17 protein-coding genes are annotated in these 15,334 nt (G+C 67.8%); 7 read left to right on the forward strand and 10 right to left on the reverse strand.

What is annotated here, in order from left to right; translation table 11 throughout:
- Positions 1–10: 10 nt before the first annotated feature.
- From ACFSNB_RS05430 to ACFSNB_RS05445, 4 genes are all read left to right on the forward strand, one after another.
- Positions 11–1,249: a hypothetical protein gene (locus tag ACFSNB_RS05430; RefSeq protein WP_377315020.1), complete on the forward strand. Its 1,239-nt coding sequence runs from the start codon at positions 11–13 to the stop codon at positions 1,247–1,249.
- A complete protein-coding gene (locus ACFSNB_RS05435; protein ID WP_377315021.1) occupies positions 1,246–1,992 on the forward strand; it encodes an ABC transporter ATP-binding protein in 747 nt (248 codons plus the stop codon). Before ACFSNB_RS05430 ends, ACFSNB_RS05435 begins: the two co-directional genes overlap by 4 nt.
- Entirely contained in the window at positions 1,989–2,801 is an 813-nt protein-coding gene (locus tag ACFSNB_RS05440) for an ABC transporter permease (RefSeq protein ID WP_377315022.1), read from the forward strand. The genes ACFSNB_RS05435 and ACFSNB_RS05440 overlap by 4 nt, the downstream gene beginning before the upstream one ends.
- 82 nt (positions 2,802–2,883) lie before the next feature.
- The gene (locus ACFSNB_RS05445) at positions 2,884–3,879 is read left to right on the forward strand and encodes an extracellular catalytic domain type 2 short-chain-length polyhydroxyalkanoate depolymerase (protein ID WP_377315023.1); all 996 of its coding nucleotides are present in this window, start codon (positions 2,884–2,886) and stop codon (positions 3,877–3,879) included.
- A gap of 187 nt (positions 3,880–4,066) precedes the next feature.
- Here ACFSNB_RS05445 and ACFSNB_RS05450 read toward each other — a convergent pair whose 3' ends face one another.
- A complete protein-coding gene (locus ACFSNB_RS05450; protein WP_377315024.1) occupies positions 4,067–4,879 on the reverse strand; it encodes a lysozyme family protein in 813 nt (270 codons plus the stop codon).
- Between the two features lie 239 nt (positions 4,880–5,118).
- On the opposite strand from ACFSNB_RS05450, the gene nifA reads away from it, so the two are divergent.
- Positions 5,119–6,828, forward strand: a complete 1,710-nt coding sequence (gene nifA, locus ACFSNB_RS05455; protein WP_377315025.1) for a nif-specific transcriptional activator NifA — start codon at positions 5,119–5,121, stop codon at positions 6,826–6,828.
- On the opposite strand, the gene ACFSNB_RS05460 is transcribed toward nifA, so the two are convergent.
- A complete protein-coding gene (locus ACFSNB_RS05460) occupies positions 6,819–7,133 on the reverse strand; it encodes a hypothetical protein (RefSeq protein WP_377315026.1) in 315 nt (104 codons plus the stop codon). The genes nifA and ACFSNB_RS05460 overlap by 10 nt on opposite strands.
- Before the next feature lie 159 nt (positions 7,134–7,292).
- On the opposite strand from ACFSNB_RS05460, the gene ACFSNB_RS05465 reads away from it, so the two are divergent.
- A complete protein-coding gene (locus ACFSNB_RS05465) occupies positions 7,293–8,894 on the forward strand; it encodes a radical SAM protein (RefSeq protein ID WP_377315027.1) in 1,602 nt (533 codons plus the stop codon).
- Positions 8,895–9,047: 153 nt separating this feature from the next.
- Here ACFSNB_RS05465 and ACFSNB_RS05470 read toward each other — a convergent pair whose 3' ends face one another.
- The 8 genes from ACFSNB_RS05470 to ACFSNB_RS05505 form a co-directional block, all read right to left on the reverse strand.
- Positions 9,048–9,467 carry a hypothetical protein gene (locus tag ACFSNB_RS05470; protein ID WP_377315028.1) on the reverse strand — a complete coding sequence of 140 codons (420 nt, stop codon included), beginning with the start codon at positions 9,465–9,467 and terminating at the stop codon, positions 9,048–9,050.
- 2 nt (positions 9,468–9,469) lie between these two features.
- A complete protein-coding gene (locus tag ACFSNB_RS05475) occupies positions 9,470–9,904 on the reverse strand; it encodes a hypothetical protein (protein ID WP_377315029.1) in 435 nt (144 codons plus the stop codon).
- Between the two features lie 18 nt (positions 9,905–9,922).
- Positions 9,923–10,630 (reverse strand): hypothetical protein, encoded by a 708-nt coding sequence (locus tag ACFSNB_RS05480; RefSeq protein ID WP_377315030.1) that lies wholly within the window; start codon positions 10,628–10,630, stop codon positions 9,923–9,925.
- Positions 10,627–11,007 (reverse strand): hypothetical protein, encoded by a 381-nt coding sequence (locus ACFSNB_RS05485; protein WP_377315031.1) that lies wholly within the window; start codon positions 11,005–11,007, stop codon positions 10,627–10,629. Before ACFSNB_RS05485 ends, ACFSNB_RS05480 begins: the two co-directional genes overlap by 4 nt.
- A gap of 209 nt (positions 11,008–11,216) precedes the next feature.
- Complete coding sequence (locus ACFSNB_RS05490) at positions 11,217–11,642, reverse strand: hypothetical protein (RefSeq protein ID WP_377315032.1); 426 nt, start codon at positions 11,640–11,642, stop codon at positions 11,217–11,219.
- A 19-nt stretch (positions 11,643–11,661) separates the two neighbouring features.
- The gene (locus tag ACFSNB_RS05495) at positions 11,662–12,069 is read right to left on the reverse strand and encodes a hypothetical protein (RefSeq protein ID WP_377315033.1); all 408 of its coding nucleotides are present in this window, start codon (positions 12,067–12,069) and stop codon (positions 11,662–11,664) included.
- A gap of 553 nt (positions 12,070–12,622) precedes the next feature.
- Entirely contained in the window at positions 12,623–13,021 is a 399-nt protein-coding gene (locus ACFSNB_RS05500; RefSeq protein WP_377315034.1) for a glycosyltransferase family 47 protein, read from the reverse strand.
- A 76-nt stretch (positions 13,022–13,097) separates the two neighbouring features.
- Positions 13,098–14,228 carry a patatin-like phospholipase family protein gene (locus ACFSNB_RS05505; protein ID WP_377315035.1) on the reverse strand — a complete coding sequence of 377 codons (1,131 nt, stop codon included), beginning with the start codon at positions 14,226–14,228 and terminating at the stop codon, positions 13,098–13,100.
- Positions 14,229–14,530: 302 nt separating this feature from the next.
- Between ACFSNB_RS05505 and fabI the strand changes: the two genes are divergently transcribed.
- Positions 14,531–15,331 (forward strand): enoyl-ACP reductase FabI, encoded by an 801-nt coding sequence (fabI, locus tag ACFSNB_RS05510; RefSeq protein ID WP_417629364.1) that lies wholly within the window; start codon positions 14,531–14,533, stop codon positions 15,329–15,331.
- The last annotated feature ends 3 nt before the right edge of the window (positions 15,332–15,334 follow it).

Consider the following 15,334-nt stretch of genomic DNA (forward strand, 5'->3'; position numbering starts at 1 on the left):
GGAGCGCGCGATGTCCTCCTCCTCCGTCGCTCCGAGCCAGGAAAGCCAGCTGCTGGATTACCTGCGCCGGCTCGAACGTCACCGCCAGAACCGCAAGGCGGTCTATCTCCATCTGTCCGGGCTGATGGCGCAGAACCGGCGCGAGCACCATCTGCGGGTGGTCGCCAGCGCGTTCGAGCCGCTGGTCAAGATGATGCTGGCCCAGGTGTTCACCCTGGCCAATGCCGACCTGATGGTGATCTACAAGGCCCAGGCCGCCGACGAGGTCGACGCGGCGGTGGTCAAGCTGCGCTTCCTGTTCTCGGAAGATCCGCTGGTGCGCGACGAGCCGGGCGGCCGGCAGGCGGCGTTCTGCACCCGCTACGATCTCGAGCGCGAATACGATCTGTTGCTGACCCAGGCCCAGAAGCTGGCCAAGGAAGAGGCCGACCGCCGCGCCGCCATCCACGAACAGGCGATGGCCCGGCAGTTGCGGCCGCAACAGCCGAGCGGCGGCGATCCCTTCACCCCCGACCTGCTGACCCGGGTCGAGCAGGCGCTGGGGCAGGCCGACCTCGCCAATCTGGTGCGGCGTCAGGCGGTGTGCGCGATGGTCGGCAAGACCCCGCCCCAGCCGGTGTTCCACGAGCTGTTCATCTCGATCGCCGATCTGCGCCAGACCCTGTTCCCCTCGGTCAACGTCAATTCCAGCCCCTGGCTGTTCCAGCAACTGACCGAGACGCTCGACCGCCGCGTCCTCAGCCTGCTCAACAAGCATGACGACCGCACCCTCGAAGGCGACATCAGCATCAATCTCAACGTCGCCACCATCCTCGAACCGGAATTCCTGACCTTCGACGACAACGTCAAGGCCGGGATGCGCGGCACCATCGTGCTCGAATTGCAGAAGGTCGACATCTTCGCCGATCTCGGCGCCTATCTGTTCGCGCGCGATTTCGCCCATGATCGCGGCTACCGCATCTGCATCGACGGCCTGACCTATTCCCAATTGCCGTTCGTCGATCGCGAACGGCTGGGCGCCGACCTGATCAAGCTGGTGTGGGACGGCAGTCTGGCCGAGGAGCGGGACCGCAAGACCGAGGCGCTGAAGCGGATCGGGGTGACCCGGATCATCCTGTGCCGCTGCGACACCCCGGTGGCGATCGAATTCGGCCATTCGGTCGGCATCACCCTGTTCCAGGGCCGCTACGTCGAATCGGTGCTGCAGGGCGATCCGCACAAGCGGCTGCGGTCGCGGCCGCGCCCGTGAGCGCGATCGAGGTCGCCGGGCTGACCAAGCGGTTCGGCTCGGTGGTGGCGGTCGACCGGATCGGCTTTTCGGTCGCCGCCGGGTCCTGTACCGCGCTGCTCGGCGGCAACGGCGCCGGCAAGACCACCACCCTGTCGATGCTGCTCGGGCTGCTGCTGCCGAGCGAGGGCTCGATCCGGGTGCTGGGGCAGGACATGGTGCGCCACCGCTACCGGGTGCTGCCGCGCCTCAATTTCTCCAGCCCCTATGTCGATCTGCCCCATCGCCTGACGGTGCGCGAGAACCTGACCGTCTACGGCCATCTCTATTGCGTCGCCGGGCTCAAGGCGCGGATCGCCGAACTGGCGCGCGAACTCGATCTGACCGATTTTATCGACCGTCCCGCCGGCAAGCTGTCGGCCGGGCAGAAGACCCGGGTGTCGCTGGCCCGCGCTTTGCTCAACCGCCCCGACCTGCTGCTGCTCGACGAGCCGACCGCCTCGCTCGATCCCGACACCGCCGACTGGCTGCGGCGCTATTTCCTCGATTACCGCGCCCAGACCGGCGCCACCCTGCTGCTGGCCTCGCACAACATGACCGAGGTCGAGCGGATGTGCGATCAGGTGCTGATCATGAAACGCGGCGGCATCGTCGATCGCGGCTCGCCGGCCGAGCTGTTCGCCCGCTACGACCGTACCACGATGGAGGAGGTGTTCCTCGACATCGCCCGCGACCGCCGCCGGCCCGACGGGGTGGCGGCATGAGCGCGGCGGCGGTCGGCGGCTCGCTGCGCCGGATCGGCGGTCTGTGCCTGCGCCATCTCTACATCCTGCGCGGCTCGTGGCTGCGCCTGCTCGAGATGGCCTACTGGCCGGTGATCAACGTGGTGATGTGGGGCTTCACCAGCCAGTTCCTGTCCGGGGTGTCGTCGTGGGTGGCCCAGGCCGGCGGCCTGCTGATCGCCGCCGCCCTGCTGTGGGACGTGATGTTTCGCGGCAATCTCGGCGTCGCCCTGTCGTTCCTTGAGGAAATGTGGTCGCGCAACCTCGGCTATCTGTCGGTCAGCCCGCTGCGCCCGGGCGAGATGGTGACGGCGATCCTGCTGATGAGCATGGTTCGTACCCTGATCGGGGTGCTGCCGGCGGCGCTGCTGGCGATCCCGCTCTACCATTTCTCGGTGTTCTCGCTCGGGCTGCCGCTGCTGGCGTTCTGGTCGCTGCTGATGATGATGGGCTGGGCGATGGGGCTGCTGGTGTCGGCGATGGTGCTGCGCTTCGGTCTCGGCGCCGAAAGCCTCGCCTGGGTGCTGATCTTCGCCATCGGGCCGCTGGCCGGGGTCTATTATCCGGTCAGCGTCCTGCCCGACTGGATCCAGCCGCTGGCCTGGGCGCTGCCGCCGGCCTATGTGTTCGAGGGGATGCGGACGGTGATGGTCGAGGGCGTGGTGCGCACCGATCTGATGCTGTCGGCGCTGGCGCTCGACGGGCTGTTCCTGCTGGTCGGCATCGCGGTGTTCTTCCTCGCCTGGCGCGGCGCCCGGGTGCGTGGGGCGCTGCTCAACGTCGGGGAGTAGGGCGAAAAAAAAGCGGGCGCTGCCCGCACCCGCCAAGGGCCGCAAGGCCCTTGGATCCCAGTCCTTGGTCCGGGAGGCGACGATGCGGGGAGCGCGGTGGGTCCTGGTGATGTTGCTGGGGGTGTCCCCGGTGGCGGTGGGGGCGGAGCGGTTGCCCGAGCTTCAGGCCGATCCGGGGCGGAGTTCGGTGTCGGGGCTGTCCTCCGGCGCTTTCATGGCGGTGCAGTATCAGGTGGCCTTTTCCGCCAGCACCCTCGGCGTCGGGGTGGTGGCCGGCGGGCCTTATGCCTGTGCCAGCGTCACCCCGGGGGGGCTGGTCGGCTGCATGAGCGGAGCGCCGCGCGGCGAGGCCTCGTTCGCCGCCGCCGATGCCGCCGCCTCGGCCGGCAAAATCGATCCGCTGGCCGGGCTGGCCCGCAGCCGGGTCTATCTGTTCAGCGGCAGCCGCGACGAGACCGTGGTGCCGGCGGTGGTGGCGGCGGTGGCGGTGTTCTATCGCCGCGCCGGGGTGGCGGAGGCCAATCTGCGCGCGGTCACCGACCTGCCGGCCGGTCACGCCTTCCTCTCGCCCGCCGCCGAGCATCCCTGCGAAGTCACCGAGGCGCCCTACCTCAACACCTGTCCGGCGCCGGCGGGGGAGGGGGCCTACGATCAGGCCGGGGCGATCCTCGACCATCTGTACGGGCCGTTGCAGCCGCCGGCGGCCGATCCGCCGCCGCCGCTGGCGTTCGACCAGCGCGAATTCGGCGGCAGCGATCTGGCCGATACCGGCTATCTCTACCTGCCCGAGGCCTGTCGCGCCGGCCGGGGGCGGGAGTGCGCGGTGCATGTGGTGTTCCACGGTTGCCGCCAGGGGGTGGCGGCGGTGGGCGACGCCATCACCGTCCGGGCCGGCTACAACCGCTGGGCCGAGACCAACCGGATCATCGTGCTGTATCCCCAGGTCGCGCCGAGCCTGCTGCCGTTCAATCCGCGCGGCTGCTGGGACTGGTGGGGCTATACCGGCGCGGATTTCGCCAGCCGCTCCGCCCCGCAACTGGCGGCGATCCGGGCGATGGTCGAACGCTTGACCCATTGAAAAAGCGGGCTCCGCCCGCGCCCGCCAAGGGCCATAAGGCCCTTGGAACCCGTTCCTTGCCCTTCGCGCGGCCAACGCCCGCGCCCAAGCTGACAGGCCGTTCCGCGCCCGACCATCAATGGGATCCAAGGGCCTTGCGGCCCTTGGCGGGGGTGGGCGGAGCCCACATCAGAGGAAGCCCCGCCGATCAGCGCCGCGCCAGCATGGTGGCGCGCATCTCGGCGAAATGGGCCCGGCGCAACTGATATTCGGCGACGCGGGCCATCCGGTAGGCGGCGGCGATGCGGGCTTCCTCGGCGCGGTTGGCGTCCTGCTCGCGCTGGCGTTCGAGGCGGCGGTCGGTCTCGGCGCGGGCGAGGCGGCTGCGATCGGGCAGGCGGGCGACGGCCGGGGCCGGCAGGCGCGGCGGGGCCGAGGCCAGCCGGGTCGAGCTGTCCTCGCCGCCCAGCGCCGCCCACACCTTCATCAGCTTCTGGCGATAGGTGGCGGCGAGGTTGGGGGTCTGGGAATGGTAGTAGGAGGCGGCGGTCGGCCAGTGGTTGGTGGCCTCGAACAGGCCGATCAGGAAGCGGGCGGCATAGGCGACGTTGGCGGCGGGGTCGAACGCCTCTTCCAGGTTGGCGAAGGCGTTGGGGTGGAAGTGCAGGTTGACCTGCATGCAGCCGACGTCGATGTTCTCGACGCCGCGGCTCTTGAGGCGGCGGACCTCGGCGATCGCCTCGGCCTTGGTGGGAAAATAGCGCCCCTGTCCCTGGGCCATCACCGTCCACGGCCAGGCAATTGTTGCCCGGCGTTCGGAATCGTAACGGCCGGATTCGACGATCGAGATCGATTCGAGCAGACCCTGGGGGATGCCGTAGCTGGCCTCGGTGGCGCGGACCTGTTCGGCGCAGAGCAGGTCGGTCGCCACCGTCGGAGCGGCCTGGGCCGGGGCGGACAGCAGCAGGGCGGCGAAGGTCAGCGCCACCGCGACGATCCGTGCCGTCCACCCTGTCTTCATCACTGCGCGATCCTTGCCGCTCGGTGTTCCCGCCGTATCCGTCGTCACGGCACCTTAACCTGTAAGCATCGGCCGTGCCAATCGGCCGGAGGTTGCGGGCGGCGACATTCGAGGGTGGACGCTCGGGCTCGATTTGCTTAACAATAGGGTCGAATCTCGACAGGGGGGAGAGACGAACGGCCCGCGTCCTATGGCGCCCGGGTACGGTGGTTATTGCCATGACAGACAGGACTCCCGACATGCGCAGCTCCCGCGACCGTAGCGACGACAGCGCCCTGCCGTTGATCGGCATCTATGAGATCAGCAAGATTCTGGGGGCGACCCTCGACCTCGATCAGGCGTTGCGCGAGGTGCTCAACGTGCTGTCGTCCTATCTGGCGATGCGCCACGGGGCGGTGGTGCTTAACGACGACCAGGGCAAGCCGGTGCTGGCGGCGGTGACCGGGATGTCGTTGCAGGCGGCCCGCGCCGGGGCGCTGAAATATCCGTTCGACGCCGCCGCCCGGGTGATTTCGACCAGCATTCCGATGGTGGTGCCCGACATCGCCGAGGAGCCGATGCTGGAAGCCTGCGCCGGCAATGCCGAGGCGCTGGAGGACGAGCGGATCGCCTTCTATTGCGTGCCGATCAAGACCACCGAGAAGACGCTGGGGGCGCTGTCGGTCGAGCGCGGCTGCGACGGCGGCGCCTATGTCGTCTACGAGCACGACCTGCGCTTCCTGACCATGGTCGCCACCCTGATCGGCCAGACGATCCGGCTGCACCGCAAGGTCCAGGCCGATCGCGAGATGCTGATGGACGACGCCAAGCGATTGCAGAAAAAGATGGTCGAGGTCGCCCCGGTGGTGCCGGTGCGCGGGCTGGAGGACGTGGTCGGCACGTCTCCGGCGATGGCCAGCGTGTTCGCCCAGGTCCAGCAGGCGGCGCCGACCAAGGCCACCATCCTGCTGCGCGGCGAATCCGGCACCGGCAAGGAGCTGATCGCCCGCGCCGTCCATGCCCAGTCGCAGCGGGCGCGCAAGCCGTTCATCAAGGTCAATTGCGCCGCCTTGTCGGAAACCGTGCTGGAATCCGAACTGTTCGGCCATGAGAAGGGCGCCTTCACCGGCGCGGTGGCCGAGCGCAAGGGGCGGTTCGAGCTGGCCAATGGCGGCTCGCTGTTCCTCGACGAGATCGGCGAGATTTCCGCCGGCTTCCAGGCCAAGCTGCTCAGGGTGTTGCAGGAGGGCGAGTTCGAGCGGGTCGGCGGCAGCCGCACCATCAAGGTCGATGTCCGCCTGATCGCCGCCACCAACCGCGACCTCGAAAGCGCGGTGGCCGAGGGCAGCTTCCGCGCCGATCTTTATTACCGCCTCAACGTGGTGCCGATCTTCCTGCCGCCGCTGCGCGAACGCTCGGGCGACATCCCGCTGCTGGCCGGCTATTTCCTCGACCAGTTCAATCGCGAGAACGGCCGCGAGCTGCGCTTCTCGCCGCAGGCGCTGGCGGTGCTCGGCCACTGTTATTTCCCCGGCAACGTCCGCGAGCTGGAGAACTGCGTCTACCGCACCGCCACCATGACCAAGGGCGACCGGATCGACGAACTCGACCTGCTCTGTCAGCACGACATCTGTCTGTCCTCGACCCTGTGGCACAAGCGCGCCGCCGCCGAGGCCGCCGCGCCGGTGCCGCCGCCGGCGGTGCCGCTGGTGCCGGGCACCGGGCGGGTGTCGGCGCCGATCCCGGTGCCGACCGGGCCGCTGTCGGCCGCCCCCTGTCCCGCCGCCCCCCGCGCCGCCGAGGGGGCGGGGGAGGGCGATGATCCCGATCTGTCCGAGCGCGAACGGCTGATCCAGGCGATGGAGAAATGCGGCTGGGTCCAGGCCAAGGCCGCCCGCATGCTCGGCCTGACTCCGCGTCAGATCGGCTACGCCCTCAAGAAGCACAATATCGAGGTGCGTCAGCTCTGACCGTCGGGCGGGGTGCAGCAGCAGCGATGGACCAGATGGGCCTGGGCGCGCAGATTGTCTTCCTGGAACCCGATCCAGCGCCGCAGCCAGCGCGCCGGCCAGGATGGTGACAGCGCCAGCCCGGCGGCGGCGAGGCGGGGCTCCAGCCCGGCCAGCGTCACCAGTTCGAGATCGTAGCTGAGGTCGAGCCAGCCCCCCCGTCCGCAGGTCCGGGCGGCGATCAGCCCGGCGCCGGCCGGCAAGGTCGCCTCTGTGGCGGCCGGATGGGCCAGTTTCAGCCGGTGGCGGCGGATCAGGGCCGGCATCGTGTCGGATCTCCGTGGTGGGGGACGCGACCAGCTTGGTCGGATCGCCCGGCGAAGGCAAGCGCGGGCTCTGCCCGCCCCCGCGAATCGAAGCAGGTCCAGGAGCCGCTGGCTCCTGGCGGGTGTGGGCGGAGCCCACGTTTGGGTTAGGATCGGGGTATGAACGCTGCGCCCCCACTGCTGCTCGAGGCGCTGGCCCATGAACGGGCCGGCCGTCCGGCCGAAATGGAACGCTGCCTGCGCGCCCTGCTGCGCCAGCAGCCCGACCTCCCCGCCGCCTTGTTCGCGCTGGCCCGGCTTGGCTTGCGCTACGGCCATGCCGGCGACGCGCTGACCCTGCTCGACCGGGCGCTGGTGCGCGCCCCGGCGGCGGCCGAACTGCATCATCTGCGCGGGCATGCTCTGCTCGGGCTGGGGCGGCGGGGCGAGGCGCTGGCGGCACTGACCCGCGCCGCCGACCTGGCCCCCGGCGCGGTCGAACCGGCGCTCGATCTGGCCCGGCTGCTGACCGAGGCGGAACGGTTCGAGGCCGCGCTGGCGCGGCTGGAATCGTTGACCGGCCCCAGTCCGGCGCATGGCGAGGCGGCGTTGCTGCGCGGGCGGATCCAGGCCGTGCTGGGGCAGGCCGAGGCGGCGCGGGCGGCGTTCGAATCGGCGCTGACGATCGCGACCGCTGCCGCCGAGGCCCGCGCCGAACTGGCCGCCCAGGAGATCGAGGCCGACCGGCCGGCGGCGGCGCTCGACCGGCTTGAACCGCTGCTGGCGGACGAGCCGGCCCCGCCGCGCCCGCTGTATCTGCGCGGGGTGGCGCTGGGGATGCTGGGCCGGGCCGAGGAGTCGGAGGCCGACATCGCCCGGCTGCGGGCGACGATGCTCGAGGGGCTGGCGCGGCGCAATTTTCAGCCGGTCGAGTTGTATCTCCAGATCAGCCGGCGCTGCAATCTGCGCTGCGCGATGTGCGGCCACGCCGTCTGGCGCGAGACCGGCGGGCTGATCGACGATTCCTCCTTCGCCCGGGTGCTCGACCGCTGCGACGAGGCCGGGATCCGCCGCCTCAATCTGCTGGCCGCCCAGGGCGAGCCGTTCCTGCATCCCCAGGCCGAGGCGCTGATCGAACGGGCCGTCGCGCGCGGCCTCGCCGTCAGCGTGGTGACCAACGGTATCCCGCTCAATCCCGAGCGGATCGCCCGCCTCGCCGCCAGTGGGCTCGACAGCGTGCAATTCTCCTTCGCCGGCTGGGATGCCGCCAGCTACGAATCGGTCTATGTCGGCGCCCGCTTCGAGCGCGCCGTCGCCAATCTCCAGGCGCTCGACGCCGCCCTGGCCCCGACCCGCACCACCCTGTCGGTCAAGGCGGTGCGGGCCGACAACGATCCGGCGGCGGTGGCCCGCACCCGCGCCTTCCTCGCCGGGCTGGGGATCTCCTCGGTCGCCACCGTGGTGCCCAACAATTTCGGCGGCACGGTCGAAACCGGGCGGTTCTGGCCGGGGGTCGGGCTGTGGTCGCACCGCAATCTCGACCGCCATCGCCGCACCGTCTGCCGTCTGCTGATGCGGGCGGTCGGGGTCTATCTCGACGGCAGTGTCACCGCCTGCCCCTGCTATGACGCCAACGGGGCGCTGCGGATCGGCGACCTGACCGGCCAGAGCGTGGCCGAGATCCGCACCGGGCCGGCGTTCCAGGCGATCCTCGACGCCTTCCGCCGGGGCGACCTGTCGGCGGTGCCGCTCTGTCGCGGCTGCGACGATCCGTTCGGCTGAGGCGCCTCGCCTGCCTCGGGAAAGGGGCGGCTTCTCCTCCCCGTCACGCCCAGGCTTTCGCGCCACATCATGTCCCGAACGGCGGAGATAAGCTCCGGTCTCCGCCGTTCGGTCTGACCTGACCCAACGGGTCAGGTCATTGGCCGGGCGGTATCAGGAGCAACTCGACCTGAAGGCCTCGACTTCCAGCAACTCCCAACGGTGCCGGTTGGCATGGATGATATAGCGATGGTCGGGAAGCAACGAGCGGGAGAGGAGGCCCGCCCCATCTGTCTCGATGGTGGCGAGGCAGCCACTGCCGCACGGCGTGACGAGCTTTTGTTCCCGGGCCTTGATGGTGATGTCGACAGAGGCATCATTCCCGCCGGTGCTGATCTTGATTTCCAGCGGGATGCTGGCGCAATTGAAAATGACGGCGCCCCCCGGCTTCGTGGTCTCATTCTTAAGGCGTTGACTGTCGCGATCTCCGATCCCGTCGGGGACGACCGGAGCGCCGAGATCGGCGGCCCATGTCGGAACGGTACAGACGAGAACCGGCAGGAAAAAAAGCGACAGGATGGATTGGCGGCGCATGGTTACCTCCCGTCGGCGGTCGGATTGCCCTTTGGCGAGGACGAGGACGAGGACGAGGACGAGGACGAGGGCGAGGGCGAAGGCGGCGGCGGCGCGTCATCGCTATCGTGCTTGCTGGGGCAGGGAAGGGTCCGGGGCGAGAGCATGTGTCCCGCGATGATTGCCAGCAATCCAAGCAGCGGGGCAAGCTGGACCTGACTGTAGCCCATTCCTTCCAGCATCAGCACGCTGCCGACGATCAGCACCACCGACACCATCCGCGTCAGGTGGTAGGGGTCAAGATCCCTTTTGTTCCGACTGATGGAGACGATCGCCCATAAAAAGATGGACATCACCAGAACCGCGGCGCCGACCAGGAATAATTCCGGGTAGGTCAACAGCACGGCGTTTCCGCCATCGGCGGCAGGCAGGAGTGAGTCTGGAGACGGATTGGACATCGGCGAGTCCTTGTTCTGTCAGGCGGAGAAGGAAAGGGTCCGGGCGATGGAGCGAAGGGCCGTCAGCGGCTGTGGTCCTTCCCGGTAGCCATACTCGAATCCCCAAAGGAGGCAGGCATGACGCTGTTCGGCGGTCCCATGGCCGGGGCAATCCGGGGGCGTGCGGACCTCGAGCCAGCGAATCGTGCCGTTGACGTTGAAATCGATGTCGCGCTTGAGCAGGCCGAGGACATAGCCCGCCATCGCGTCGGCCTCCAATTCGTGCCGGGAGGTTATCGTGACAACGCCATCGTGATACTGGGCCAGATGCCAGCATTCGTGACCAAGTATTCCTTGTATTATGGCGCCTGGATCGGAATAGCGGTGGTGCATCTTGTCGATTTCCGGCTTAGAAACCAGTATGTAATCGGAGCTTTTACTGTCGCTGTCGTAATGTGATGAGATCTCGTCCTTGCAGGACAGCATGATCAATTCGGCCTTCATCTCGAAAGCCCGCAGCGCGAAAGCACACCACCGCCGCAGTTCCTCTCCCTCGGGGCCATCGGGGAGGGGGATGGCGGCCCGGCGGGCCGTGGCATAGGTCCAGCGCGAGGGACAGGATTCTCTGGTTCTGACAACGCTGCACTCCGCCCTGGCCCGTCCCGGTTCCCCAATCAGTCCGGCAACCATCCCCCCCAGCAGCGCGCGCCGGGACAGGATGGAAAACGTCGTCTGCCGGGTGCTCATGGCGGGGCCGGATTGCCACGGTGGCGCTGAAAGGCGGGGTTGTCCTTGATCAGGGGGACGCATTCCGACGAATCGATCATCCAATGGACCTCGAAATCTCCCCGCAAGGGCAGGCCCACCACCGTCTGTCGGGTGGGCATCGGCATCCGCGCCGGCCCGATCGGCGATTCGCACTCGGCAAAGCGGACCGCGATCGTCACCTGACGATCCTCCGGAGCCGGGGTGAAGGAATAGATCTGCCCGCGATTTTCGATGGGGACCCCATTGACGGAAAACAGCGCATCAGAACGATTGGTGTGAACATGGATCATCGGAGCGCCCTGCGTTGGCGGCAGCTCCGGCCATGGGGCGGTGCAGGCGGTGGTCATCAGCCCCAACGCCAGCCCTCCCCAAACCCTCCCCAGTCGCCTTTTGCTCACTCTCCGTCTCCCTTGCCGCGGTCACCGTGGGGGAGTTATCCCGGCCGCCCTTTGCCGCCGCCGGGCGGTATCAGAGGCGTTGCCAGCAAAATGGATCCGCCTCTCCTCGGGCCTGACGCCTCCCCCCTCCAGGGGAGGCGCTGAATTCCTGTCGAGCGGAAAACGCTCTACTCCAGGGTCTTGTCGAAGACGTCCATGGCCGCCAGGGTGCCTTCGAGACGGACCGTGTAGGTCGCGAACGGCATCCCCGGGTAAACCGTGGTGGTTGTCACCCACTTCTGGTTGATCAGAATCGGGGTGACGTTGTTGCCGCGAACCGGCCCGACACCGGACCGGATCGAGCGCGGCAACGGCCATCCCTTCACTCGGGCGATTGCCTGGTCATACAATTCCTTCCGCACATCGTAGAGCGGAGGTGTGTTCCAGAAAAACACCGTCACGCTTTTTTCCAGCGGAGGGTTGTCAATGTCGTACAAGCCGATATCGCTGTTGGGATAAGCGAACCGGCTGTGAGTGGCCAGGGTTCCACTTGTTGACGAGCAGGCTCCACACAGAGCGGCCGCCGTCACGATGATCACGCTTCCGATCTTCATGTTGGGTCCCTCTCTGTATTTACCGGCAATCGTTGTTGCGGTTTTCCATTCGAACCTGATGGCCGGGAGTCATTTTCCCGACATAGCTGGTCACCGTCAGAGTCGTCACATAGATCGTGATGCCAACCGGGTACATCCGGCTCTTCCACTCGTATTTTGGGTTTATCAGGATGTCGCCGCCCTTTTCGGCCAAGATATCGGCGACAAGTCTTTGCTCGAGATCAACGTCGCCAACCTTGCTTGACAGGGAAGTGACTTCCTTTTTCCTCGTGATCGGCACGCCGTTCGTGAGGTCCGTGACGTTGCTGTTCGGGTAATCGAAATGGCTGTTTGGCCGATCGTAGACGGCGCCCGGTCCGGTGCAGGCCGCAAGGCCAACAATCAAAGCGAGTGACGATGCTATTAATAACTTTCTGCGAAGCATCATGTTTGCCCCCAACCCCTAGGATTGTGTTGGCTTTTATAACACTACCTAAGCTGCATCAGAGCGCCAAGCGAGTCAACATTTGATGTATGTCGCTGGTGGCGTTCCCGTGGCAAAGTTATGATTGTTGTAATATCGGAAGACATGAAGAATTATATGGGCGCGGCAATGCTAATTTTGCCGAATATGGTCGAGTAAAATCTAGTATTTGCAAATATTTCTGTCAGACGACGGCGGGGCTTGCTGGGGATTTACGGTTCGGTTTGTGCGTATGGCTCTTGCTGGAGCGGCGATTTTCTGCCGTGCCATCGCCGGGGCGAGTGAGGCGCCCGCCATATGTTTTCAAGCCGAGGCGGAACCGGCCGGTCTCCGGCGAGCGTGACGTTTCCGCGGGCCAGGCCGTCGTCGCTCTTGGGCGGGGCCGCAAGAAGCGCCGCGCGGGCTGACCGCCGGTTTCTCCCAGGCGGCGTCCGGGGGGGGGAAAGGCTTCAGCTATCCCCCGGCGTTGCCGACCCGCGCGCAATGAAACGGGTGACACGACCTGCCAGGTTTCGTGTCAGAGCACGCCGGCGCGGGCGAACGACGCGTCGATGATTCCGGCCACCGTTTGGGCCAGCACCTCCTTGTCGTCCCACCACCAGGCGACGATGTCGCGCTGGATCTCGTCGAGCTGCGCGTCGCTCAGGCTTTCGATCCGGTTATGTCGCGCGGGAAGCTGGTCCCACGATTCGAGCTTGACGATCGGGGTCGAGCCGAGCGCCTCGGGGGCGGCGAGGAAGGGGTGGGCCCGCGAGATCGGGATCGCGCCGGATTCGAGCGCGTCGAACCGCCGCACCGTCTCGTCGGCGCCGCCCTTGGGCCCCAGGGCGAAGCGGCTGTTTTCGAGCAGGGCGCCGAAGCCCGCGGTCACCTTGAGGAAGGCCGGCAGCCGGTGCTCGGTCACGCTCTTCAGCACGACCCGGCGGTCCTCGGTCGAGGATACGGATGGATCCGGGCCGGGGAACCGGCGCCCGGTGGGGCGCCGGCCGGGATCAGTCGGCGAAGATCGCGCTGCGGGCCAGGATCGAATCGCACAGGGCGGCGCTGTCCCAGCTTGACCGCTGGCCCAGCGCCTCGGCCAGGGTCGGCCAGGATTTCTCGAAGCTCTGCCGGCCCAGTGCATGGAGATGGACCAGGAATTCCCAGCCCGGCGCCTCCTTCGAATAGACCCCGAGCCGGGCGATCTCGGCGTCGGCCTCGATCCGGTGCAGGTGGATGCGGCGGAACGGATGCTGGCCGGGCGGCGGGGCGGCGATCATCCCCGAGCCGATCAGCCGGTTGATGGTCTCGATGGTGTTGATCTCGTGGATCAGCGCGGCGTTGGCGGTCAGTTCGCTGATCCGGTCGGCGACCTGACGGAGGGTGCGGGGCGGCGGTCCATCGCGGCGCACCGGGTTGATCGTCACCAGCAGCAGATCCTCGGCCTCGCGCTGGCGCAGCCGTTCGATCAGGCAGGTCAAGGGCGGGTTGCCGAGAAAGGCGCCGTCCCAATAGGCGCGGTCCTCGATCTCGATCGCCGCGAACGGGGCCGGGCGGCAGGTGCTGGCGCGCAGCGCGTCGGGCGACACCGCGCCATCGACGAACAATTGGCGCCGTCCCTCGCCGATGTCGGTGGCGGCGATCACCAGATTGGGCACGCCGGGCTGGGGCCGGGCGAAGATCGCCGGCATGTCGGGCAGCACCTCGCGCAGCACCCCGGTCAGCGAGCCGCCCAGGCCGGATTCGGTCGCCCGCGCCGAGGTGCCGGCCATGTCGGCCCAGCGCGCCGCCGCGCTGTCGTCGATGTTCCAGCTGCCGGCCAGGGTCTGGGCGGCGACGAAGGGGTTGCCGCTCCAGAAGGCGACCCGGGCGATCGCCTCCCACAATTCCCGCAGCTTGGTCTGGGCCGAATCGGCGATGCGGCGGGGGCGGGTGGCGGCGGGGCCGGGACGCGACGCCCCCTCGTGGCAGCCATAGGCCAGGGCGGCGGCGACCAGTCCGCCGGACGAGGCGCCGCTGACACCGACCAGCTCGATCGCGCCGAGCGCGACCTGATCGAGCAGACCGTCGAGAACTCCCCACGTGAACGCGGCGTGAACGCCGCCGCCCTGCAAGGCCAGGGCGAGCCGGTGCGGCCGATTCATCAGACGTTCCTCCCGCAGGCGGTCTTTATCAAAAAAGCCGCTGCTTGTTTTGGAGCAGGGTACGCCGATTTGCCGGGGTGAGCAACCAAAGGTTACGGAATCGGGCGGGCTGTGACGCCCTGCGGCGGCGGGGCGGCGGCCGGCATGCGTCCGCCTCGGGGGTGGGGGGCGTCAACCGCCTTTGCCCCCCCGGCGCTTTCGTGTATGTAGAAACTTCCGCTGCCGCCGCCGCTTCCCGTCGCGGCGGTGTTTTCCCCCCTTCCTCGGAAAGGACCCGCATGACCACCGCTGCCGCACCCCTGATGGCCGGAAAGAAGGGCCTCGTCATGGGCGTTGCCAACGACCGCTCGATCGCCTGGGGCATCGCTCAGGCGGTGCGTTCCCAAGGCGCGGAACTCGCCTTCACCTACCAGGGAGAGGCGCTGGAAAAGCGGGTTCGTCCCCTGGCGGAGAGCGTCGGCTCCTCGCTGCTGATGCCCTGCGACGTGTCGGACGAGGCGTCGATCGACGCCACCTTCGAGACGCTGAAGCAGCAGTGGGGCAAGCTCGACTTCCTGGTGCACGCCATCGGCTTTTCCGACAAGGAAGAGCTGCGCGGCCGCTATGCCGACACCAGCCTGCAGAACTTCCTCACCACCATGCACATCTCGGTCTATTCCTTCACCAGCGTGGCGCGGCGCGCCGCGGCGCTGATGACGGATGGCGGCTCGCTGCTGACGCTGACCTATTACGGCGCCGAGCGGGTGATGCCGCACTACAACGTGATGGGCGTGGCCAAGGCGGCGCTGGAGGCCAGCGTGCGCTACCTCGCGGTCGATCTCGGCCGCGACAACATCCGCGTCAACGCGCTGTCGGCCGGGCCGATGAAGACCCTGGCCGCCTCGGGCATCGGCGATTTCCGCTACATTCTGAAGTGGAATCAGTACAACAGCCCGCTCAAGCGCAACGTCACCCTTGAGGATATCGGCGGCGCCGGTCTCTACCTGCTGTCGGACCTGTCCGGCGGCGTCACCGGCGAGACCCACCACGTCGATTCCGGCTACCATGTCGTCGGGATGAAGGCGGTCGACGCCCCCGACATCTCGGTCGCCGGCAAGGACTGACGG

The organism is Phaeospirillum tilakii (assembly GCF_042683125.1).
Lineage (GTDB): Bacteria > Pseudomonadota > Alphaproteobacteria > Rhodospirillales > Magnetospirillaceae > Phaeospirillum > Phaeospirillum tilakii.